Source organism: Nocardiopsis dassonvillei, assembly GCF_964273065.1.
In the GTDB taxonomy this organism is placed as follows: Bacteria; Actinomycetota; Actinomycetes; order Streptosporangiales; family Streptosporangiaceae; genus Nocardiopsis; species Nocardiopsis dassonvillei_B.
This window is the reverse complement of the sequence record NZ_OZ186815.1, coordinates 2,269,439-2,292,043: the sequence shown is the minus strand read 5'-3', so window position 1 is coordinate 2,292,043 and position 22,605 is coordinate 2,269,439. Positions and strand designations below refer to the sequence as shown.

The window sequence follows — 22,605 nt, the reverse complement described above, 5'->3', positions numbered from 1 at the left end:
GAGCGACCGGGAACACATCCTGGGGCTTGTACGGGAAGAGCGGTTGCTTCTTGAGAACTCAACAGCGCGTGTTCGATTTTTACAGCCAAGTTTGTTTTGGCCCCGTCACACGACGATCAGTGAGATCGGAGTGTGCGAGGTTCCTTTGATTGGACCAGAAGGACATTGAGCCAGACGGTTCGGTCAGGATTTTCTTCTAGGTTTCCGCACCCCTTTCGGGGTGGCGGTGCAAGACCTTTATGGAGAGTTTGATCCTGGCTCAGGACGAACGCTGGCGGCGTGCTTAACACATGCAAGTCGAGCGGTAAGGCCCTTCGGGGTACACGAGCGGCGAACGGGTGAGTAACACGTGAGCAACCTGCCCCTGACTCCGGGATAAGCGGTGGAAACGCCGTCTAATACCGGATACGACCCTCTTCCGCATGGTCGAGGGTGGAAAGTTTTTCGGTCGGGGATGGGCTCGCGGCCTATCAGCTTGTTGGTGGGGTAACGGCCTACCAAGGCGATTACGGGTAGCCGGCCTGAGAGGGCGACCGGCCACACTGGGACTGAGACACGGCCCAGACTCCTGCGGGAGGCAGCAGTGGGGAATATTGCGCAATGGGCGAAAGCCTGACGCAGCGACGCCGCGTGGGGGATGACGGCCTTCGGGTTGTAAACCTCTTTTACCACTCACGCAGGCTCCGCGTTCTCGCGGGGTTGACGGTAGGTGGGGAATAAGGACCGGCTAACTACGTGCCAGCAGCCGCGGTAATACGTAGGGTCCGAGCGTTGTCCGGAATTATTGGGCGTAAAGAGCTCGTAGGCGGCGTGTCGCGTCTGCTGTGAAAGACCGGGGCTTAACCCCGGTTCTGCAGTGGATACGGGCATGCTAGAGGTAGGTAGGGGAGACTGGAATTCCTGGTGTAGCGGTGAAATGCGCAGATATCAGGAGGAACACCGGTGGCGAAGGCGGGTCTCTGGGCCTTACCTGACGCTGAGGAGCGAAAGCATGGGGAGCGAACAGGATTAGATACCCTGGTAGTCCATGCCGTAAACGTTGGGCGCTAGGTGTGGGGACTTTCCACGGTTTCCGCGCCGTAGCTAACGCATTAAGCGCCCCGCCTGGGGAGTACGGCCGCAAGGCTAAAACTCAAAGGAATTGACGGGGGCCCGCACAAGCGGCGGAGCATGTTGCTTAATTCGACGCAACGCGAAGAACCTTACCAAGGTTTGACATCACCCGTGGACCTGCAGAGATGTGGGGTCATTTAGTTGGCGGGTGACAGGTGGTGCATGGCTGTCGTCAGCTCGTGTCGTGAGATGTTGGGTTAAGTCCCGCAACGAGCGCAACCCTTGTTCCATGTTGCCAGCACGTAATGGTGGGGACTCATGGGAGACTGCCGGGGTCAACTCGGAGGAAGGTGGGGACGACGTCAAGTCATCATGCCCCTTATGTCTTGGGCTGCAAACATGCTACAATGGCCGGTACAATGGGCGTGCGATACCGTGAGGTGGAGCGAATCCCTAAAAGCCGGTCTCAGTTCGGATTGGGGTCTGCAACTCGACCCCATGAAGGTGGAGTCGCTAGTAATCGCGGATCAGCAACGCCGCGGTGAATACGTTCCCGGGCCTTGTACACACCGCCCGTCACGTCATGAAAGTCGGCAACACCCGAAACTTGTGGCCTAACCCTTCGGGGAGGGAGTGAGTGAAGGTGGGGCTGGCGATTGGGACGAAGTCGTAACAAGGTAGCCGTACCGGAAGGTGCGGCTGGATCACCTCCTTTCTAAGGAGTCTTTTCAGGCCAACACTTTTCCTATGGTTGGCCGGACTCGAAAGTGGACCTGCTGAACCCATGGTTGATCTGTGGTGTTCCGGTGGGATTGGTTGTAATGGATTGGTCGGACTTCACCTCCAAGGGTCCTAGAAGCCTTGGAGGGCGCGTTGTTGGGTGTCTGAGGAAGCAACCCTTGTGGTTGGTTCCCGCGGACCGCCTCTGAGAACTCTCAGAAGCCTGTGGGCCTGGTTCCCTTGTCTCCGCTGTGTGCGGGGGTGGGGGTTCTCGGTTGTCCGGGTGGGTGAGTGGTAGCAGGGTATGCGGTTGGTGTTTTGATTTGTGAATAGTGTGCGCGAGCATCTTGTTATCTGTAGTGGCCAAGTGATAGTGGCATACGGTGGATGCCTTGGCACCAGGCGCCGATGAAGGACGTGGGAGGCCGCGATAGGCCACGGGGAGCTGTCAACCGAGCTTTGATCCGTGGGTGTCCGAATGGGGAAACCTAGCCCGAGTTGTATCGGGTTGCCGCCGCCTGAATGTATAGGGCGGTTGGTGGTGACGCGGGGAAGTGAAACATCTCAGTACCCGTAGGAAGAGTAAACAACAGTGATTCTCCTAGTAGTGGTGAGCGAACGGGGAAGAGGCTAAACCGTGCGCGTGTGATAGACGGCAGTCGTTGCGTGTGCGGGGTTGTGGGGCGTGTCTTTTCGGGTCTGCCGGCCCGGAGCGTTGATGGTTCTTCTAGCTGAATCCGTTGGGAAGCGGTACCGGAGTGGGTGAGAGTCCCGTAGGTGAAGGAAGAATCTGAGCGTTGACGCTGTCCCCGAGTAGCGCGGAGCCCGAGGAATTCCGTGTGAATCTGGCAGGACCACCTGCTAAGCCAAAATACGTCCTGGTGACCGATAGTGCACTAGTACCGTGAGGGAAAGGTGAAAAGTGCCCCGGTGAGGGGTCGTGAAATAGTACCTGAAACCGTGTGCTGTCAAGCCGTCAGAGCTGGATCTTGTGTCTGGTGATGGCGTGCCTTTTGAAGAATGAGCCTGCGAGTCATGGTGTGTGGCGAGGTTAACCCGGGTGGGGTAGCCGTAGGGAAACCGAGTCTGAATAGGGCGTTTGAGTCGCATGCTGTGGACCCGAAGCGGAGTGATCTACCCATGTCCAGGGTGAAGCGGGGGTAAGACCTCGTGGAGGCCCGAACCCACCAGGGTTGAAAACCTGGGGGATGAGGTGTGGGTAGGGGTGAAAGGCCAATCAAACTCCGTGATAGCTGGTTCTCCCCGAAATGCATTTAGGTGCAGCGTTGCGTGTTTCTTGCCGGAGGTAGAGCTACTGTTTGGCTGATGGGCCCGACAAGGTTACTGACGTCAGACAAACTCCGAATGCCGGTTAAGTGAAGCGTGGCAGTGAGACTGCGGGGGATAAGCTTCGTAGTCGAGAGGGAAACAGCCCAGATCATCAGCTAAGGCCCCTAAGCGTGTGCTAAGTGGGAAAGGTTGTGGAGTTGCTGAGACAACCAGGAGGTTGGCTTAGAAGCAGCCATCCTTTAAAGAGTGCGTAATAGCTCACTGGTCAAGTGGTTCTGCGCCGATAATGTAGCGGGGCTTAAGCACACCGCCGAAGCTGTGGAGCCCGGTTTTTGCCGGGTTGGTAGGGGAGCGTCGTGCGTTCGGTGAAGCCGCCGAGTGATCGTGTGGTGGAGGGCGTGCGAGTGAGAATGCAGGCATGAGTAGCGAAAGCAACGTGAGAAACGTTGCCGCCGATTGACTAAGGGTTCCTGGGGCAGGTTAATCCGCCCAGGGTGAGTCTGGACCTAAGGCGAGGCCGACAGGCGTAGTCGATGGATAACGGGTTGATATTCCCGTACCCGTGCACGAGCGCCCAGTATCGAATCAGGTGATGCTAACCACGCTGGTGGGTTTCCGGTCCTTCGGGACTGGTTGCTTTACCGGTCTGGGATCCGAGCTTGTAGTAGGTAAGTGATGGGGTGACGCAGGAGGGTAGCTCTACCCGGCGGTGGTTGTCCGGGGGTAAGCGTGTAGGCTGGGGGGTTGGTAAATCCGCCTCCCGTGAAGGCTGAGACGTGATGCGGAGCCGTTTTAGGCGAAGTGAGTGATCCCATGCTGTCGAGAAAAGCCTCTAGCGAGTTCGTGAGCGGCCAGTACCCTAAACCGACGCAGGTGGTCAGGTAGAGAATACCGAGGCGTTCGGGTGAACCATGGTTAAGGAACTCGGCAAATTGTCCCCGTAACTTTGGGAGAAGGGGAGCCCTGTCTGGTGAAGGCCTTCGCGGCTGGAGCTGGGTGGGGTCGCAGATAGCGGGGGGAAGCGACTGTTTATTAAAAACACAGGTCCGTGCGAAGTCGTAAGACGCTGTATACGGACTGACGCCTGCCCGGTGCTGGAACGTTAAGAGGACCGGTCAATGGGGGTTCGCCCCTGTGAAGCTGGGAATCTAAGCGCCAGTAAACGGCGGTGGTAACTATAACCATCCTAAGGTAGCGAAATTCCTTGTCGGGTAAGTTCCGACCTGCACGAATGGCGTAACGACTTCCCCACTGTCTCAACCATGGGCCCGGTGAAATTGCACTACGAGTAAAGATGCTCGTTTCGCGCAGCAGGACGGAAAGACCCCGGGACCTTCACTATAGCTTGACATTGGTGTTTGGGATGGTTTGTGTAGGATAGGTGGGAGCCGGTGAAGCTATCACGCTAGTGGTGGTGGAGGCGTTGGTGAAATACCACTCTGACTGTTTCGGGCATCTAACCTTGGGCCGTGATCCGGTTCGGGGACAGTGTCTGGTGGGTAGTTTAACTGGGGCGGTTGCCTCCCAAAGAGTAACGGAGGCGCCCAAAGGTTCCCTCAGCCTGGTTGGTAATCAGGTGTTGAGTGTAAGTGCACAAGGGAGCTTGACTGTGAGACGGACGTGTCGAGCAGGAGCGAAAGCTGGGACTAGTGATCCGGCACCGGCGTGTGGAAGCGGTGTCGCTCAACGGCTAAAAGGTACCCCGGGGATAACAGGCTGATCTTCCCCAAGAGTCCATATCGACGGGATGGTTTGGCACCTCGATGTCGGCTCGTCGCATCCTGGGGCTGGAGTTGGTCCCAAGGGTTGGGCTGTTCGCCCATTAAAGCGGCACGCGAGCTGGGTTTAGAACGTCGTGAGACAGTTCGGTCCCTATCCGCTGTGCGCGTTGGAGACTTGAGAAGGGCTGTCCCTAGTACGAGAGGACCGGGACGGACGAACCTCTGGTGTGCCAGTTGTCCTGCCAAGGGCATGGCTGGTTGGCTACGTTCGGGAGGGATAACCGCTGAAAGCATCTAAGCGGGAAGCTTGCTTCGAGATGAGGTCTCCTGCCTCCTTTGAGAGGGTAAGGCTCCCTATAGACGATGGGGTTGATAGGCCGGGTGTGGAAGCCTTGTGAGGGGTGGAGCTGACCGGTACTAATAGGCCGAGGGCTTGTCCGCTGCAGATAATTGGGTGCTCGCGCATACGTTTCACATAGCTGGTGGAAATGTTTCCCGGCTTCGGGGCTCTTTGTTGGGGTTTCGGGGTGTGGGTGTTGGTTTCCGTGGTGGTTATGGTGGGAGGGTCACACCCGGTTACATTCCGAACCCGGTCGTTAAGTCTCCTTGCGCTGATGGTACTGCCCTGTGGTGGGGTGGGAGAGTAGGTTGCTGCCACGGTTTTTTGTCGGGTTGAGAGCCCCCTCGGTTGAGGGGGCTTTCCCTGTTTGTGGGGTGTGTTGTGGGGGGTCGTCTTTTGGGGCGGCCCCCCTTTTTTTGTTTTGGGTGGGTGGTGGGGGTGGGAGAACCTCGGCCCGGGCTTCAGGGGGTTTCCCGTCGGACCGGGGTCCTTGGCCACAGCCGGAGGGTGGGCCTCGGCCTTGACCCCAGGGGGTTGGGGGAGGGAGAACCGGGACCTGCACCGCAGGGGGTGAAAGCGGGGAAGAACCTCGGCCCGCACTCCAGGGGGGTAGGCGGACTTGGAGGTTTCCAGGAGGGTCACCATCTGGGGCGGAGCTCCCGGGTCTCCTTCCCCCAACCCCCCTGTGCCTGGGGCGGGGAGCCCTCCTGCGGCTTTCACCCCCTGGGGCGGAGGCCCGAGCGATGCCCTCCGGCTGTGGCCGAGGGTCCCAGGAAAAGACAACAACCCCTCTGCGGCGCGGACCCCGGTTTCCTTCTTCCTCGCCCCCCTGTGTCCGGGGCGGGAAACCCTCCCGCGGCCTTCACCCCCTGCGGCGGAGGCACCCACAAGGGTTCAGGGCCTGGGGCCAAGCCCTCCAGTCCGATGAGAAACCCTCGGGCACCAGCCACAGCCCTCCTCCCCGACCCCCTGTATCCAGGCCGGGAAACCCACCCGCGTCCTTCCACCTCCCTGCGGCGGAGGTTCCGCCCCTTCCCCCTCAGCGCCCTGGGGCCGGGGCCGGGAGACCCCCCGTCCTCGCCCCAGGGGCGGCAGGTCGCAGGTGGCGGGTGGGCGGTGGGACAATTCACCCATGACGATTCCCATGCCCGCCGACCTGCTGTCCGCCGCCGAGGCGGCCAAAGGCTTCATGCCCACCGACGAGGGCACCGCGCTGTACGAGACCGCCCTGCGTTACGCCTCCGTCGGGCCCATCGTCGAGATCGGCACCTACTGCGGCAAGTCCACGATCTTCCTGGGCGCCGCCGCCCGTGCCACCGGTGTGAAGGTCATCACGGTGGACCACCACCGCGGTTCCGAGGAGCACCAGGAGGGCTGGGAGTACCATGACGCGACGCTCGTCGACGCGGAGACCGGGAGGTTCGACACCCTCCCGCACTTCCGCCGGACGATCACCCGGGCGGGGCTGGACGACGAGGTCGTCGCCGTGGTGGGCCGGTCCTCCGCCGTGGCCTCGGTGTGGGGGACTCCGCTGGGGATGCTGTTCATCGACGGCGGCCACAGTGAGGAGGCAGCGCAGGCCGACTACGCCGGCTGGAGTCCGCACGTGGCCCCCGGCGGTGCGCTGGTCATCCACGACGTCTTCCCGAACCCCGAGGACGGCGGGCGTCCGCCCCACAACATCTACCTGCGGGCCCTGGACTCCGGCCGGTTCAAGGAGGTCGCCGCGGTCGGTTCGATGCGGGTCCTGGAGCGGATCTCCTGAGGCCTCCCCGGGCTCCGTCCCGGGGTTTCCTCCGCCGCTCCGGTGCGCCTGACAGGGGGCGGCCTCGGACACACCTACGCTGGGTAAGCCTTCGGTAAGAAGTCACCACCCGGTTATGGATTCGGCCTTGACATGGTTACGGCCCGGTATCGTGTCGAGGAGGGGCGGAGCGATGGCGGCGTTATCCCCCGAAAGACCGCTTCGGTCCCGACTTCACTGAACCGATCCGGGGCAGTTGCGCGTCAAACACCAGGACGGCACGGTGCCGGACGTGATTTGCCATGGGGGCGGGGAGCTGAGCGAGAGCACGAACGGCGCGAACGGGGCGGATGGGCAGCGCCCCGAGCATGACGAGGACGTCGCGCCGGAGACCAAAGACACCTCTGCCGAGGAGCTGCCCGGCGCCGGAGAGGACACGGCCGGTGGCGCCTCGTCCACCGGTGGTGGCGAGGGCGCCGGTTCGGCGTCCGATTCCGGACCCATCACTTTCAAGACGAGCGGCACCTTCTTCCGCGAGCGTGTCGCTCAGGTGCTCGCGGAGCAGGGCTTCGACTCCCCGGAGGGCAGGGGGGAGGCGGAGTCCACGGGTGAGCCCGCCGCCGGGGCCGAAACCCAGGTGACCGGAACCCCCGCCGGCCAGGAGCCCGAAAAGACGCCCGAGCGCGAGGAGCCTCGGGAAGAGGCCCGGACGCTGTCCGCCGCCGTGGAGGACGCCGGTGCGGCGGCCGCGGCCGGGGAGGCCCGGACGCCGGACGCCGTGAGTCCTGTGGCCCACGGACCGCAGGGCTCGGGGAAGGAGTCCGGGGCGGCCTCGTGGACGCACGTTCCCGCGCCCGACGAGGGCCCGGACGGTGCGGCCGCGGCCGGGGAGGCCCCGACGCCGGACGCCGTGCGTCCTGTGGCCCACGGACCGCAGAGCGCGGGGAACGAGTCCGGGGCGGCCTCGTGGACACACGTTCCCGCGCCCGACGAGGGCCCGGAGGGGGCGGGCGCCGTGCCGCCCGCCGGTGCCGCGCCCACGCCCGAGGGCCCGGCCGAGTCCGCGGCCGAGGCCGAGGCGCTGTGGCCGCAGCCCCAGCGGCTGTCCAGCTACGTCGGCGCCTCCGCCGGCGGCCGTCCGCCGCAGGGTCCCGGCGGCCCCACCGGTCCGGGAGGCCCGGGTGGTCCGGGAGGCACCGGTGGACCGGAAGGTCCAGCCGGGAGCGGTCCCGGCAAGGGCAAGAAGAAGGGCAAGCGCAAGAAGCCGCTCTGGTGGCGGATCCTGCGCACCTTCCTCATCGCCGCCGGGCTGATGGTCATCATCGCCTGCGGTGCCTTCGCGTACTTCTACACCACCGTCGAGGTCCCCGACGCGGCCAAGGCCGACGCCGTGGAGCAGGGCTCCACCTTCTACTTCGGTGACGGGGAGACCGAGTTCGCCTACCGGGGCACCGACCGCGACCCGGTGTCCTACGAGGAGATGACCGAGGGCGGCGACCACGTCGTGGAGGCCGTCATCTCCGCGGAGGACCGCGGGTTCTGGACCGAGCCGGGCGTCTCCGTGCGGGGCACCACCCGCGCCGTGTGGTCGACCGTCACCGGTAGACAGGTCCAGGGCGGGTCCACCATCACCCAGCAGATGGTCCGCAACTACTACGAGGGCGTCTCCTTCGAGCAGACCGTCTCGCGGAAGATCCAGGAGATCATCATCTCCATCAAGGTCGACCAGAGCGAGTCCAAAGAATGGGTGATGGAGCAGTACCTCAACACCATCTACTTCGGCCGTCAGGCCTACGGTGTCCAGGCCGCCGCGCAGGCCTACTACGACAAGGACGTCAACGAGCTGACCCCGGAGGAGGCCGCCTTCCTGGCCGCCGCCATCCAGCAGCCGACTCCGTTCGGTGAGGCCGACGTCAACACCACGCCGGAGATGGAGCAGCGCTGGCGCTACGTCGTCAACGGCATGGTGACCACGGGTGCCATCACGCAGTCCGAGGCCGACAGGATGGAGTTCCCGGCCCCGATCGAGTACGACCCGGGGTCCGAGAACGACCTGAGCGGCTACCGCGGCTACATGTACGAGGCCGCGATGCGCGAGCTGCAGGAGCTGGGCTACACCGAGGACCAGATCAACCGGCAGGGCTACACCGTCGTCACCACGTTCGACCAGGACATGATGGACGCCGCCTACCAGGTGGTGGAGGACTCCATTCCGCAGGAGGCCATCCCGGAGGGCGTCAACATCGGCCTGGCGACCGTGGACACCGCCACGGGTGAGGTGCTGGCGTTCTACGGCGGGCACGACTACACCGAGAACCAGTACGACAGCGCGCTCCTCGGCGGCGCGCAGGCCGGGTCGGCGTTCAAGCCGTACGTGCTGGCGACCGCGCTGGAGGAGGGCTACAACCTCCGCAGCTTCGTGAACGGCAGCGGGCCGAGGGACATCCAGGGCTCGCGCATCCAGAACGCGGGCAACGCGCCCGGCGGCCCGATGGACCTCATCCAGGCCACCCGGGTCTCCAACAACCTCGGCTTCGTCGAGCTGAACATGGAGGTCGGGTACGAGAACGTGCGCGACACCGCGTACGACATCGGCCTGCGCGAGGGCAGCATCGAGGACCACCAGCTGGTGCCGACCCTGGCGCTGGGGGTCTCCACGGTGACGCCCCTGGACCAGGCGGGAGCGTACGCGACCTTCGCCAACGGCGGCCGCCACAACGACACGCACGTGATCAGGTCGATCCTCAACGCCGAGGGCGAGGAGGTGCGGCCCGAGGTGGAGTCCCGGCAGGCGGTCAAGGAGTCGACGGCCGCGGACGTCACCTACGCGCTGGAGCAGGTCGTCCAGGGCGGCACCGGTACCTCCGCGAACTTCTGGACGCACCCGGTGGCGGGCAAGACCGGTACCACCTCGGACAGCGTCGCCGCCTGGTTCGTCGGGTACACGCCGCAGCTGTCCACGGCGGTGGGCGTCTACAACGAGAACAACCAGTCGTTCAGCATCCCCGGGTACGACATCTCCGGTGGCGGTGTGGCGGCGCCGATCTGGCGCAACTACATGGAACGGGCGATGGAGGGCTACGAGCGCGAGGAGTTCCCCGAGCCCGCGTTCGCCGGGTCCACCCACTACTGGGCTCCGGACCCCTCCACCCAGCAGCCGGAGGAGCCGGTGGAGGAGGAGCTTCCGGAGGAGACCCCGGAGGACCCGGGTACGCCCGAGGTCCCCGAGGTGCCGGAGGTTCCGGAGGTGCCCGAGATGCCGGAGATCCCGGAGTTCCCGGGACCGGGCGACCCCGGTGACGGCAGTGGCGAGGTCACCCCGCCGGGCCGGGAGGAGGGCAGGGCCTTCCCCTCGGACTGAGGTCGGGCCGGGAACGGGCAGGGGGCCGCGGACATGTCGTCCGCGGCCCCCTCGCCGTTCGCTCGGTCAGTCCTCCCAAGTGTGCAGGAAGACCTGCGATCCGGGGGTGGTGGCGGTGAGGGCGTCCACGGCCAGGATCACGGCGGCGGTCGTCCAGGTGCTGCGCTCCACCGGCCAGCGCACCTGCTCGGCGAACTGGTAGCCGGTCCAGTAGACGCCGTCGTCGCCGTCGCGCAGGTGCTGTACCTCGCGCAGGATGCGCGTGCCCTCCTCGGTCCGGCCCAGGGAGGCCAGGGCCAGGACCAGTTCGGAGGTCTCGGCGGCGGTCACCCAGGGCTGGTCGTCGACGCAGCGCACGCCCAGGCCCGGGACCACGAACCGGTCCCAGCGCCGGGCCAGGCGGTCGTGGGCGGCGTCGCCGCGGACGGCGCCGCCCAGGACGGGGTAGAACCAGTCCATCGAGAAGCGGGCCCGGTCGGCGAACAGGTCCTCGTCGTCGTTGATGAGGCCGGCCAGCCGGTCGGCGGCCTTGGTCCACTCGGGGCGGGGGCGTTCCAGGCGCTCGGCCAGGGAGGCGCCGCAGCGCAGCGCGTGGTGGACGCTGGCGCACACCGTGAGCAGGGCGTGGTCGCCGGGGGAGCCGTCCTCCGAGCGCGCCCACAGGATCTCCCCCTGTTCGCCGCGCAGGGCCAGGACGAACTCCAGGCCTTCCTCGACGACGGGCCACAGCTCCTCGGCGAAGGCGGTGTCGCCGGTGACGAGCAGGTGGTGGAACAGCCCGACCGCCGGGTAGGCGGCGTGGTTGGCCTCGCGCAGTTCGGTGGCGGGGGCGCCCTGGCGGAACTTGGCGGGCCAGCCGCCGCCGGGGTGGCGGGAGCGGGCCAGCCAGCGGTAGGCGCGGCGGGCGGCCGCGGCGTGAGCGGGTCTCCACCGGCCGGTGACGGTGAGCGCCATGGCGCATTCGACGTGGTCCCACACGTCGGTGTGGCCGCCGGGGTACCAGGGGATGGCGCCGCTGTCCTCCTGGCTGCGGGCCAGGTAGTCGGCGGAGCGCAGCAGCTGCCCGGAGTCGAGGACCCCGGGCAGTTGCAGGGTGAGGTCGTCCGGGGCGGTGACGACGGACATCAGGCGGCGTCGAGCGGCTTGCGCACGTACACGACGACGCTCTTGCCGATGACCGGGTTGAGCAGGCGCTCGGCCACCCGGGTCACCCTGGGGGCCTGGAACATGTCCCAGACGAGCAGCTCGTGGTAGGCCTTGGCGAGCGGGTGGTCGTTGTTGTCGGTGCCGACCGCGCACTTGATCCACCAGTAGGGGGCGTGCAGGGCGTGCGCGTGGTGGTGCGGGCCGATCTGGAAGCCGGTGGCCTTGAGCTTGGCCTCGAGTTCGGCGCGGGTGTAGATGCGGATGTGGCCGCCCTCGTTGGTGTGGTACTCCTCCGAGAGGGCCCAGCAGATGCGCTCGGGCAGGAAGCTGGGCACGGTCACCGCGGCGATGCCGCCGGGCCGCAGGACCCGGTACAGCTCCTTCATGGCGGCGGTGTCGTGGGGGATGTGCTCGAAGATCTCCGCCGCGATGACGCGGTCGAAGGAGGCGTTCTCGAAGGGCATGTCGAGGGCGTCGCCCTTGACGGTCTCGGCGGTGGCCGAGGCGGGGGCCTCGCCCTCCTCCTTCATGGCGGCGAACATGGTCTCGACCGTGGCCAGGTCCTCGACGTTCTGGTCGAAGGCGACGGTGTCGGCGCCGCGGCGGTAGACCTCGAAGGCGTGGCGGCCGCCGCCGCAGCCCAGGTCGAGCACGCGGTCGCCCGGGCCGACGGGGAACAGGGTGAAGTCGACGGTGATCAGTGGAGGCTCCCTCGTGTTCTGCGAAAAAGGTGTTCAGGCGCCGTTGGCCCGGGCGGGGGCGGGGCTGCTGTCGCCGTCGGCGGGGCGCGGGCCCGTGACGGACGCGATGGTGGACGCGTAGCGTCGGGCGGTCAGTTCGGCCACCGCGCGCCAGGTGAAGCGCTCCTGGACGCGGCGCCAGGCTGCGGCGCCCATGCGCTCGCGTTCGGCGTCGTCGTCGAGGAGGCGGGCGAGTTCGGCGGCCAGCAGGGCGGGGTCGCCGGGGGTGATGAGGCGGCCGGCGTCGCCGTCGGTGCCGACGACCTCGGGCAGGGCCCCGGCGCGGCTGGCGATGAGCGGGGTGGCGCAGGCCATGGCCTCCACCGCGGGCAGGGAGAAGCCTTCGTAGAAGGACGGGACGACGGCGACCTGGGCGGTGGCGATGAGTCGGGCCAGCGCTTCGTCGTCGATGCCGCTGACGAACTCGATCCGGTCGCGCAGGCCGAGTTCGTCGACCAGCCGGTCCGTGGGTCCGCCGGGGCGGGGTCTGCTGACGATGGTGAGGGTGACGTCGCGTCGGGTGGCGAGTTCGGCGGCGGCGTGCAGCAGGGTGGCGACGCCCTTGAGGGGGCTGTCGGCGCTGGCGGTGCAGACGATGCGGCCGGGTACGCGCGCGGTTCCGGGACGCGGGTGGAAGTAGCGGGTGTCGACGCCCAGGGGGGTGACCTCCATGGCCTCGGGGGCGACGCCGAACTCGCGGGTGATGTCGTCGGCGGAGGACCGGGAGGGCACCAGGATGGGGTCGAGGCGGCGGGCGACCCTGGCCTGCATCCTGACGAACCCGTACCAGCGGCGCTTGGAGAGTTTCTGCCACCCCCGCGCCTCGTCGATCTCGATGCGGCGGTCGACGCTGATGGGGTGGTGGATGGTGGTGACCAGGGGGATTCCGGCGGATTTGATGCCGAGCAGGCCCCAGCCGAGGGTCTGGTTGTCGTGGACGACGTCGAACTCGCCCAGGCGGCGGCGGAGTTCGCGGTTGGCGCGCAGGGAGAAGGTGAGGGGTTCGGGGAATCCGGCGGTCCACATGGTGGCGACCTCCAGGGCGTCGATCCAGTCGCGCCACTCGCGCAGCGGCGGGGCGACGAAGGGGTCGGCGTCGTTGTAGAGGTCGAGGGAGGGGATCTTCTCCAGGGTGACGCCGTCGTCGAGGACGGGGTAGGGCTGGCCGGAGAAGACGGTGACGTGGTGGCCCAGTGCGGCCAGTTCCCGGGAGAGGTGGCGGACGTACACGCCCTGGCCGCCGACGTGCTGCTTGCTCCGGTAGGAGAGCAGGGCGACGCGCAGGGGGCGGTCGGGGTGCGGTCCCGTGCTTTTGCCCGACTGGGTCAAGAGTCCACCTCTTCGTTGGGTCGCGGGGCCCGGCCGCCGCGGTGGCGGGGTGGTCGCCGCCGGGCGTCGCGCGCGGGTCGGACCGGTGGCGGGTACGGGCGTCCCATATGTTACTCGTCAGTTGTGTTCGGGTCGGCCTCCCGGGCCGGTTGCCAGAGATCCTATGCCGGGGCGTTAGGGCCGGTGACGGAGGCCCAGCGGGGCCGTTCCGGGGTGCCGGCGCGGGTGGTCAGGCCGCGCCGCTCGGTCAGGCGCAGGTGCGCGGCGGTCTCGGCGGCGGCCATGTGGCGGGAGCGGACGCTCATGTCGGCCCAGGGCCGGCGCCAGGTGAGTCCGCTGGAGACCTCCCACAGGGTGGCGGGGCCGGTGGTGCGGAGCAGGCGGAGGATCTCGGCGAGGCGGTCCTCGTGGTGGTCCGTGATCTCCGCGGTGCGGGTGTCGAGTCCGGTGAACCGGCGTTCGTGTGAGGGAAGGCACACCAGGGTGTCGGCGCCGGGGAGGTCGCGGACGGTCCGCTGGGAGGCGAGGAAGTCGCCCAGGGGGTCGCCGTCGGCGGCGGTGAGGGGGAACTGGCCGATGTGCGGGGTGATGCGGGGCAGGACGTGGTCGCCGGTGAAGAGGCGTCCTCCGTCGGCCAGGTGCAGGCACAGGTGGCCGGGCGTGTGGCCTGGGGTCCACACGGCGCGCAGGTCGCGGCCGGGCAGGTCGACGCGTTCTCCGTGGGCCAGGGGCAGGTCGGGGACGACCGGGGGAGTGGAGTAGCGGGGGCCGGCCAGGAGTTCGGCGATGTCGTCCTCGGGGAATCCGGCGGCGCGCATCTGGTGGGCGGGTTCGTGCCGGCTGGTGTGGTCGTCGCGGGCGAGGAGGCGCTCGGTGAGGGCGATGTCGGCGGGGTGCATGGCCAGCCAGGCGTCGGAGGCTTCGCGCAGTCGCCCGGTGAGGCCGGTGTGGTCGGGGTGGAAGTGGGTGAGGACGGCGCCGCGGACGTCCTCGACGCTGTGTCCGATGCGGGCCAGGCCCTTGACCAGGGCCTCCCAGGAGTCGTCGTGGTCCCAGCCGGTGTCGATGAGGACGGGGCCTTCGGGGCCGGTCAGGGCGTAGACGTAGGTGAAGACGAGGGGGTTGCCGGGGATGGGCACCGGCAGGCTCCACACGCCGTCTCCGAGGTCCTCGACGGGGGGTGTCTCGGGCATGGGCGGCCTCTCACTGGAAACAGAATCGGATTCGATTCTAGGGCGGGGGAGGTCGCCGGGCGCGGTCGGGCGGGTGTCCGGCGGAGGGGGTGCACCCAGGGTGACCGCGAGAGGCGGGGCAGCGGTCCGGAGCGAAATAGAACATATTCTATAAATCTTGTACCAGCGTTCCCAAAAGCCCTGGGGTCTTTCCGCAAGGCCGCTACCACGCCGGTCAATGAGGCGTGAATCATGGGAGGGAACCGCTGCGCGAACCGGAGGCGGTTGGATAACGTGTTCTCATAAGGTCGGTGCTCCAGGCGGGCTTCGGCCACACCTGGTAGCCCTCTCGGTGTCGCGGCGAGCGGTCGGCGCACGCAACCGATGACGAATGGGAGAGATCCTGTGGCGGTGCAGGCGCCGATCGGAGCCATGTCGCGAAGTCAGACCCAGCGCCGTAAGCGCATCGTGCAGACGGCGGCGGCCCTGGCCGTGCGGGGCGGCGTGGAGGCGATGCAGATGCGCTCGGTCGCCGAGCGGGCGGGGGTCGCCCTGGGCACCCTCTACCGCTACTTCCCCTCCAAGATGGACCTCGTCGTGGCCGTGGTCACCGAGGAGCTGGACCTGCTGGAGGGCGGCATCGTCCGCCGTCCGCCCACCGCCGACACCCCGGCCGGCCGGGCCGTGGACGTGCTGCTGCGGGCCACCCGGGGGCTGATGCGCGAGCCGGAGCTGGCCGACGCGCTGGTGCGCTCGCTCATCATGGCCGAGGTCAAGATCGAGCTGGACACCCGCATCACCGACCTGGTCTGGCGGGTGGCCACCGGCGCGCTGGAGGCAGGGTCGGCCGGGGCCGCCGGGGAGGACGAGATCGACCGGTCGGGTGTCGGGTACGTGCTGGCCGGGTCGCTGACCAGCGTGTGGATCTTCGAGCTGGTGGAGGTCCTCAAGGGCCGCCGCGACGTGGACGAGGTCGAGCGGCGGCTGCACGTCACCGCCGAGCGCCTCCTCACCGACTGCTAGCCGTGCTCCCCTGAACCCCCGCCGGGGGCGCCCCGGCCCGCGGGCGTCAGCCGCCGCCCAGGAGCAGCCCCAGCAGACCGCTGAGCAGACCGCCTCCGCGCTCGGACCCGCCGTTGTCGGGGTCCCCGCCGGGGGCGTCGTCGTCTCCGGGGACGGGCGAGGGCGGCAGCGGCGACCCCCCCTCGGAGGGCCGCTCGCGGGGCGGGTCGCCGGGGTCGGCCGGGGCGGTGGGCGCGGTGCCCGGTTCCCGGGGTTCGTCGCTCGCGGGGGCCTCGTCGTGCGGCTCCTCCCCGGCCTGCGGCGAGGCGGGGGCGGTGGGGACCGGGGACGCCGGGACGGTGGGCCCGGCCTCGGGCCGGGTGTCGGCGGCGGTGGAGGCGGTCTCGACCCCGGTGAGCGCCGATCCCGGGTGGTCGGATGCGTCGGGGCCGGTACCGATGACGGTCGCGGGGTCCTCCGCGGTGCCCGCCCAGCCCCACAGGGCCGCGGCCAGGACGGCGGTGGCCAGCCCGGCGAGTACGGGCAGCGCCCGGCGCGGGCTCCGGGGCGCGGCGTCCTCCTCTTCTTCGCCGGTGGCGCCCCCGGGTGCGGGCAGCGGTGCCCGGTGCTCCTCCCGGACGGGGTGGTCGGCGGTGCTCAGCCGGTCGCCGGGCAGGACCCGGGCGGGGCGCGGCGCCTGCGCGTCCTGCTCCTCCCGGTCCGGGGCGTCGGGGTCGGCGGCGTCCTCGGCGGCGCGGGAGCGGTGCAGGGGGTAGCCCTCGGAGGTGAGCGGGTGCATCTCCCCGGCGATGCGGCGGCGCTCCTCGTCCAGGCCGGGGTCGGTGCAGGTGGCCGCGACCCGGTCCCGCAGGCCGGGGGGCGGTCCCGGCGGGCGCAGCAGGGCCAGGGCGGTGGAGACCTCCTCCACCTTGGCGCGCCAGGCGGCCGGGGAGGGCGGGCCCTCGTCGGCGGGGATGCGTGCGCGGGCGCGGGCGGCGTGCTCGGGGTCGCGGGCCTCGGCCAGGCAGTCGGCGGCGCGGCGTATCGCGGAGCGGGCCAGCTCGGTGCACAGGTCGGGGTCCAGGCCCAGGACGCGGGCGATCGCCGAGGCGGGCAGGGCGTGGCGCAGGTGGAGCTCGACCAGTTCGCGGTGGCTGGCCGGGAGCCGGGAGAACATGCGGGCGACCGGCTCCTCGGCGGGCACGGTGGCCAGCCGGGTGTAGGGGCACGCCTGGGCGAAGCCGCGGCGGCGGGCCGCGGCCCGGACCAGGGCGTACAGCCAGGGTGCGCGCTCGGCAGGGTCGGCCGGGCGCCCGGTCAGGGTGCGTGCGGCGACCAGGCCGTCGTGTACGGCGTCCTCCGTCCCCGGGCCCCCGCCCAACAGGGACCAGGCGTACCGGTACAGCGCCGGTGCGAAGGCGTCGTAGAGCGCCTCGACCGTCTCCTGAGTCGGTTCGTCTCTTTCGTTGCCTCTGGTCACGATTCTCCCCCCACACCGCAGACGGTAGTGGGGGGAGCCGTGCCGCGCCGGGGAATCCGGGGACTGTGGCGTGAAGGTGAGGTTTCTGTTACCTCACCCCGGGCCGGGGACGGTCACTCGCCTCCGCGCGAGGGCGAGCCGATGGCGATCATGCGCTCGACGGAGCGGCGGGCCCGGTCCGCGGTGGCGGTGTCCACGGTGATCTCCGTGGTGCCGAAGCGCAGCGAGTTCAGCAGCTTGTCGGCGTCGATCATCTTCATGTAGTGGCACTCGGCGCGCGAGTTGACCGCCTCGAACTCGGTCGCGGGGTTGGCGTTGCGCAGCTGGTGCAGCATGCCTGTCTCGGTCGCGATGAGGACCTTCTTGGCGGTGGTCTTCTCGGCGGCGGTGAGCATCCCGCCGGTGGACAGGACCTTGACGCGGTCCTGCGGGACGGCGCCGCTGCCGACGAGGTACAGGGCGGAGGTGGCGCAGCCGCACTCGGGGTGCACGTAGACCTCGGCGTCGGGCTCGGACTCGACCCTCTGGCGCAGGGTGTGGCCGTCGATGCCGGCGTGGACGTGGCACTCGCCCATCCAGATGTGGATGTTCTCGCGGCCGGTGACGCGCTTGACGTGGGCGCCCAGGAACTGGTCCGGCAGGAACAGGATCTCCCGGTCCTCGGGGATGGACCGGATGACGTCGGCGGCGTTGGAGGAGGTGCAGCAGATGTCGGTCTCGGCCTTGACCGCGGCGGTGGTGTTGACGTAGGCGACGACGACCGCGCCGGGGTGCTCGGCCTTCCACTCGCGCACCTGCTCGGCGGTGATGGTGTCCGCCAGGGAGCAGCCCGCCTCGGGATCGGGCAGCAGGATCGTCTTCTCCGGGGCCAGGATCTTGGCGGTCTCGGCCATGAAGTGGACGCCGCAGAACACGATGGTGCTCGCGTCGACGGTGGCGGCCAGGCGGGACAGGGCCAGGGAGTCGCCGGTGTGGTGGGCCACGTCCTGGATTTCCGGGCGCTGGTAGTTGTGCGCGAGGATGACCGCATCGCGCTCCTGCGCCAGGCGGCGGACCTCGGTGGCCCATTCCTGCCTGGTCATGGTGTCCGCCGAGGCGGTGACCGGTGCCATGTCCGTACTACTTCCTTGAGGCTGTGGGCGGGCGTGGACGCCGCGCCGTGGCTGGTCGGTGCGGGGAGACAGGTTTTTGTCTGTCAGGCACAAACCTGATGCAGCTTAACATGTCGGGGAACGGAAGGGACAGGGTGGACATCCCGGAAACAAACGGACAGGCAGGAGGTGCCGTGGTCGAGGACACGGGCCTCTCGGCGCACGAGGCGCTCGCCGTCGTTCTCCAGATCCGCTCCGGGGAGCTGTGCGTCCTGCTGTGGCGCCGCGCGCTGCCGCCCTGCGAGGGGGAGTGGGCGCTGCCCGGCGGCAGGCTGCGGGCCGACGAGAGCCTGGGCGCCTCCATCCGCCGCCAGCTCGCCCAGAAGGTCGACGTGCGCGACCTGACGCACCTGGAGCAGCTGGAGACGCGCAGCGACCCCGACCGCCACCCCCAGCGGCGCACCCTGGCCACCGCCTACCTGGGCCTGGTCCCGGCCGACATCGACCCGGTGGTGCCCGACGACACCCGCTGGCACCCAGCGGGCGACCTGCCGCCGATGGCCTTCGACCACGCCTCGATCGTGCGGTCCGGGCGCCGGCGGCTGCGCGCCAAGCTCAGCTACACCAACGTGGGGTTCGCACTGGCGCCGCCGGAGTTCACCATGTCGGAGCTGTCGGGCTACTACCGGGCCGCGCTGGGACACGACGTGGCCGCCACCAACCTGCGCCGGGTGCTGCTGCGCCGGGGGCAGATCGAGGAGACCGGCCGCTCGGTGCCCTCGGGCCGCTCGGGCGGGCGGCCCGCCGCGCTCTTCCGGTTCCGGGCGCTGAGCCTGCAGATCACCGACGCCTTCGCGGTCCTGCGGCCGCCCGGGCAGGGGGCGGACGACAAGTAGACTCCCTGGACGTGGCTATTCGTACTGCTATTCGCACCGTGGTGTTCGACGTCGGCGAGACGCTGGTCGACGAGACGCGGATCTTCGCGCGCTGGGCGGACCGCTTCGCGATCCCGCACATGGCGTTCTTCGGCACCATCGGCGGTGTCCTGGCCTCGGGCGGAACCCTCACCGACGGGTTCCGCCTGATGGTGCCCGGCTTCGACCTGGCGGCCGAGAGCGAGCGCTGGCGGGCCCAGGACCCCGACGGAGAGCGCGAGCACTTCGGCGAGAAGGACCTGTACCCGGACGTGCGGCCCGCCTTCGAGGCCATGCGGCGGGGCGGCCTGTCGCTGGTCGTCGCCGGCAACCAGCCGCCCGAGGCCGGGCCGGCGCTGGAGGCGATGGGGCTGGGCGTGGACGGGATCGGGATCTCCGACCTGTGGGGCGTGAAGAAGCCGCAGCCGGAGTTCTTCGACCGGGTGCTGGACCTGGCCTCCCTCACCCGTCCCGGGATCACCGCCGGGGAGATCCTCTACGTGGGCGACCGGGTCGACAACGACGTCCTGCCCGCGCGGGCGGCGGGTATGGCCACGGCCCTGCTGCGCCGGGGGATCTACGGGTACCGGCACGCCGCCTCGCCCGAGGCGGCGCAGGCCGACCTCCTCGCCGACGACCTGCACGCCGTCGCGGAGTGGGCCCTGGCGCGGGCGTGAGGGCCGGGCCGACCGGCCTTCCCGCACCCCGATATCCCCCTGATCCGGTCGGAGAAGTAGGTTGAAGTCGATCCGGTCACGGTGCGGGTCCCTGTCGTTTGGCGGACTCGAACAGGGGTACCGTGCGAACGGTCCGCCCCCGGGTCCCCCTTCCGCCAGGGGCCGCATCCGTACCATCAGCCCCGCCCCGGACTGGAGACTCCGATGATCACCTTCGAGGGCGCCGCCAAGCACTACCCGGACGGCACCGTCGCCGTCGCCGACCTCGACCTCACCGTCGAGACCGGGCAGACCACGGTCTTCGTCGGCCCCTCCGGCAGCGGTAAGACCACGTCCCTGCGGATGATCAACCGCATGGTCGAGCCCACCCGGGGGACGGTGCGCATCGACGGCGTCGACATCCGCGACCGCGACCCCGCCCTGCTGCGCCGCGGCATCGGCTACGTGATCCAGCAGGCCGGGCTCTTCCCGCACCGCACCGTCCTGGACAACATCGCGACCGTGCCGCTGCTGCTGGGCACCCCCAGGAGGGCCGCCCGCGCCCGCGCCGCCGAGCTCATGGAGCTCGTCGGCCTCGACCCCGCCACGGGCCGCCGCTGGCCCCACCAGCTCTCCGGCGGGCAGCAGCAGCGCGTCGGGGTCGCCCGCGCCCTGGCCGCCGACCCGCCCGTCCTGCTCATGGACGAGCCCTTCAGCGCGGTCGACCCCGTGGTGCGCACCGGCCTGCAGGACGAGCTGCTGCGGCTGCAGCAGGAGCTGCGCAAGACCGTGGTGTTCGTCACCCACGACATCGACGAGGCCGTGCGCCTGGGCGACCGCATCGCGGTGTTCCGCCCCGGCGGCGAACTCGCCCAGTACGACAGCCCCGAGCGGCTGCTCACCGCCCCCGCCGACGGGTTCGTCGAAGAGTTCGTCGGCCACGACCGGGGAGTGCGCCGCCTCTCGTTCTTCCCCGCCCGGACCCTGTCCCTGCGCGACGACGTGGTGTGCGAGGACGACCTCAAGGTCGAGGACGTGCGGCACATCGCCGCCGAGCAGCCCTGGCTGCTGGTGGTCGACGCCGACCGGGCCCCCGTGGGCTGGATCTCCGACCGCTCCCTGGCCGACGTCCCCTCCGGCATCCGCCTGGGCGAGCTGGACACCGTCCCCTACGGGCACACCTTCACGGTCGAGACCGATTCCCTGCGCGCCGCGCTCGACTCCGCCGTGCTCTCGCCCGCCGGACGCGCGGTCGGGGTGGACGGCGACGGCCGGGTCCTGGGCGTGGTCACCCAGGAAGAGCTCGGCACCGCCCTGTGGTCGGTGACCGAATGAGCGCCCCCGCCGAGGCCCTGGAGTGGGTCCGGGGCGTGTGGGACTGGGCGGCGGCCAACTGGCACCACCCCGGCGAGCCCGACCGGGGCATCCGGCCCCGGCTGGTGGAGCACGTCCGCCTGTCGTACGCGTCCATCGCCATCGGGCTGGCCCTGGCGGTGCCGCTGGGCCTGGCCTGCGCGCGCTGGAAGGCGCTGTACCCGCCGCTGCTGACCGGCGTGAACGTGCTCTACGCCGTGCCCTCCATCGCCCTGTTCTTCCTCATCCTTCCCTACACCGGGTTCAGCGACTGGACGGCGATCGTGCCGCTGGCCCTGTACACGCTGGTGATCCTGCTGCCCAACGTGGTCGACGGGCTGAACCAGGTGCCCGACCACGTGCGCCAGGCGGCGGTGGCGATGGGCTTCGGTCCGCTGCGCCGCCTGGTCCGGGTGGAGACGCCGGTGGCGCTGCCCGTCATCATCGCCGGGCTGCGGGTGGCGTCGGTGGCCACCATCAGCATGGTTAGCGTCGCCTCCCTGGTGGGGCTGGGCGGCCTGGGGCGGCTCATCCTCAGCGACGGGTTCCGGCGCCAGTTCGACGCGCCCATCGTCGTGGGCATCGTGCTCGTGGTGCTGCTGGCCCTCGCCACCGACGCCCTGCTGGTGCTGGCCCAGCGGCTGCTCACCCCGTGGGCGCGCCGCGACAGGCCGCGCACCGGGTCCGTGCGCCGCCGCCTGGCCGCCGCGGGGCCCGGAGGGGCGCAGGCCCTGGAGACGACGGCGGCCGCGCCGCCGGGGAAGGGGTGACCGTGGAGATCCTCGACGGCCTCATCGCCTGGTTCGCCGACCCCGCCCGCTGGAGCGGGCCCGCGGGCATCCCCGCCCGGCTCGGCGAGCACGTGTACTACTCGCTGCTGGCCCTGGTGCTGTCGGCGCTGGTCGCCGTGCCCGTGGGCCTGTTCACCGGTCACACGGGGGTGGGCGGGTTCCTGACTGCGAGCCTGGCCAACTTCGCCCGCGCGCTGCCCACCATCGGGGTGCTGTTCCTCATCGTGCTGGCCGCCGGGATCGGCTTGGTCCCGGTCATCGCCGCCCTGGTGGCCCTGGCCGTGCCGCCGATCCTGGTGAACACCCACGAGGGGGTGCGCTCGGTCGACCCCGGGCTGCGCGACGCCGCCACCGGCATGGGTATGCGCGGCCGCGAGGTGCTGCTGCGCCTGGAGCTGCCGGTGGCGCTGCCGCTCGTCCTCATCGGGCTGCGCACCGCGGCCGTGCAGGTCGTGGCGACGGCGACGATCGCGGCCTACGTCGGTGTCGGCGGCCTGGGCCGCTACATCGTCGACGGCCAGGCCCAGCAGAACCTGTCGATGATCCTGGGTGGATCCGTCCTGGTGGTGGCGCTGGCCGTGGCCACCACCCTTTTGTTCGCCGGGGCGCGGCGCCTGCTGGTCGCCCCCGGACTGCGCGCGCAGGCCGCGACCGCGCGGTGAGGGGCCCGCCGCAGGGGCGGGCCGAGAGAGAGAAGGTTTC

At 69.2% G+C, this 22,605-nt stretch carries 14 protein-coding genes and 3 rRNA genes; 11 read left to right on the top strand and 6 right to left on the bottom strand.

Annotated elements, in window-relative coordinates; translation table 11 throughout:
- Window positions 1-236 precede the first annotated feature (236 nt).
- From ACSUPR_RS10090 to ACSUPR_RS10070, 5 genes are all read left to right on the top strand, one after another.
- Window positions 237-1,768 (top strand): 16S ribosomal RNA (locus ACSUPR_RS10090).
- A 365-nt stretch (window positions 1,769-2,133) separates the two neighbouring features.
- Window positions 2,134-5,226: ribosomal RNA gene (locus ACSUPR_RS10085) — 23S ribosomal RNA — on the top strand.
- A 102-nt stretch (window positions 5,227-5,328) separates the two neighbouring features.
- Window positions 5,329-5,444, top strand: a 5S ribosomal RNA gene (gene rrf, locus ACSUPR_RS10080).
- Together the 16S, 23S and 5S rRNA genes form the textbook arrangement of a ribosomal RNA operon.
- 812 nt (window positions 5,445-6,256) lie before the next feature.
- Entirely contained in the window at window positions 6,257-6,889 is a 633-nt protein-coding gene (locus tag ACSUPR_RS10075) for a class I SAM-dependent methyltransferase (protein WP_436890886.1), read from the top strand.
- 262 nt (window positions 6,890-7,151) lie between these two features.
- Window positions 7,152-10,229, top strand: coding sequence for a transglycosylase domain-containing protein (locus ACSUPR_RS10070; protein ID WP_436890885.1), 3,078 nt, complete (start codon window positions 7,152-7,154; stop codon window positions 10,227-10,229).
- A 66-nt stretch (window positions 10,230-10,295) separates the two neighbouring features.
- On the opposite strand, the gene ACSUPR_RS10065 is transcribed toward ACSUPR_RS10070, so the two are convergent.
- The 4 genes from ACSUPR_RS10065 to ACSUPR_RS10050 form a co-directional block, all read right to left on the bottom strand.
- Window positions 10,296-11,354, bottom strand: coding sequence for a prenyltransferase (locus ACSUPR_RS10065; RefSeq protein ID WP_436890884.1), 1,059 nt, complete (start codon window positions 11,352-11,354; stop codon window positions 10,296-10,298).
- Window positions 11,354-12,019, bottom strand: coding sequence for a class I SAM-dependent methyltransferase (locus ACSUPR_RS10060; RefSeq protein ID WP_436891945.1), 666 nt, complete (start codon window positions 12,017-12,019; stop codon window positions 11,354-11,356). The genes ACSUPR_RS10065 and ACSUPR_RS10060 overlap by 1 nt, the downstream gene beginning before the upstream one ends.
- Window positions 12,020-12,109: 90 nt before the next feature.
- Window positions 12,110-13,444, bottom strand: coding sequence for a glycosyltransferase family 4 protein (locus tag ACSUPR_RS10055; protein WP_436890883.1), 1,335 nt, complete (start codon window positions 13,442-13,444; stop codon window positions 12,110-12,112).
- 161 nt (window positions 13,445-13,605) lie between these two features.
- The gene (locus tag ACSUPR_RS10050) at window positions 13,606-14,637 is read right to left on the bottom strand and encodes an MBL fold metallo-hydrolase (protein ID WP_436890882.1); all 1,032 of its coding nucleotides are present in this window, start codon (window positions 14,635-14,637) and stop codon (window positions 13,606-13,608) included.
- 384 nt (window positions 14,638-15,021) lie between these two features.
- Here ACSUPR_RS10050 and ACSUPR_RS10045 point away from each other — a divergent pair, with 384 nt between their 5' ends.
- The gene (locus ACSUPR_RS10045; protein WP_436890881.1) at window positions 15,022-15,639 is read left to right on the top strand and encodes a TetR family transcriptional regulator; all 618 of its coding nucleotides are present in this window, start codon (window positions 15,022-15,024) and stop codon (window positions 15,637-15,639) included.
- A 46-nt stretch (window positions 15,640-15,685) separates the two neighbouring features.
- Here the strand turns inward: ACSUPR_RS10045 and ACSUPR_RS10040 are convergent, their stop codons facing one another.
- Together ACSUPR_RS10040 and nadA are read right to left on the bottom strand one after the other, a co-directional pair.
- On the bottom strand, window positions 15,686-17,098 hold the full coding sequence (locus ACSUPR_RS10040; RefSeq protein ID WP_436890880.1) for a sigma-70 family RNA polymerase sigma factor: 1,413 nt from the start codon (window positions 17,096-17,098) through the stop codon (window positions 15,686-15,688).
- Window positions 17,099-17,211: 113 nt separating this feature from the next.
- Window positions 17,212-18,210: a quinolinate synthase NadA gene (nadA, locus tag ACSUPR_RS10035; protein WP_436890879.1), complete on the bottom strand. Its 999-nt coding sequence runs from the start codon at window positions 18,208-18,210 to the stop codon at window positions 17,212-17,214.
- A 134-nt stretch (window positions 18,211-18,344) separates the two neighbouring features.
- Between nadA and ACSUPR_RS10030 the strand changes: the two genes are divergently transcribed.
- From ACSUPR_RS10030 to ACSUPR_RS10010, 5 genes are all read left to right on the top strand, one after another.
- On the top strand, window positions 18,345-19,085 hold the full coding sequence (locus ACSUPR_RS10030) for an NUDIX hydrolase (RefSeq protein ID WP_436890878.1): 741 nt from the start codon (window positions 18,345-18,347) through the stop codon (window positions 19,083-19,085).
- A gap of 38 nt (window positions 19,086-19,123) precedes the next feature.
- Window positions 19,124-19,780, top strand: a complete 657-nt coding sequence (locus ACSUPR_RS10025; RefSeq protein ID WP_436891943.1) for an HAD family hydrolase — start codon at window positions 19,124-19,126, stop codon at window positions 19,778-19,780.
- A 204-nt stretch (window positions 19,781-19,984) separates the two neighbouring features.
- Window positions 19,985-21,094: an ATP-binding cassette domain-containing protein gene (locus tag ACSUPR_RS10020; protein WP_436890877.1), complete on the top strand. Its 1,110-nt coding sequence runs from the start codon at window positions 19,985-19,987 to the stop codon at window positions 21,092-21,094.
- The gene (locus tag ACSUPR_RS10015; RefSeq protein WP_436890876.1) at window positions 21,091-21,882 is read left to right on the top strand and encodes an ABC transporter permease; all 792 of its coding nucleotides are present in this window, start codon (window positions 21,091-21,093) and stop codon (window positions 21,880-21,882) included. Before ACSUPR_RS10020 ends, ACSUPR_RS10015 begins: the two co-directional genes overlap by 4 nt.
- 2 nt (window positions 21,883-21,884) lie before the next feature.
- On the top strand, window positions 21,885-22,565 hold the full coding sequence (locus ACSUPR_RS10010) for an ABC transporter permease (protein ID WP_436890875.1): 681 nt from the start codon (window positions 21,885-21,887) through the stop codon (window positions 22,563-22,565).
- The last annotated feature ends 40 nt before the right edge of the window (window positions 22,566-22,605 follow it).

Coding starts and splice junctions, on each gene's coding strand:
- nadA (WP_436890879.1), bottom strand. CDS start 18,210: ATGGCACCGGTCACCGCCTCGGCGGACACCATGACCAGGCAGGAATGG.
- ACSUPR_RS10015 (WP_436890876.1), top strand. CDS start 21,091: ATGAGCGCCCCCGCCGAGGCCCTGGAGTGGGTCCGGGGCGTGTGGGAC.
- ACSUPR_RS10065 (WP_436890884.1), bottom strand. CDS start 11,354: ATGTCCGTCGTCACCGCCCCGGACGACCTCACCCTGCAACTGCCCGGG.
- ACSUPR_RS10020 (WP_436890877.1), top strand. CDS start 19,985: ATGATCACCTTCGAGGGCGCCGCCAAGCACTACCCGGACGGCACCGTC.
- ACSUPR_RS10050 (WP_436890882.1), bottom strand. CDS start 14,637: ATGCCCGAGACACCCCCCGTCGAGGACCTCGGAGACGGCGTGTGGAGC.
- ACSUPR_RS10075 (WP_436890886.1), top strand. CDS start 6,257: ATGACGATTCCCATGCCCGCCGACCTGCTGTCCGCCGCCGAGGCGGCC.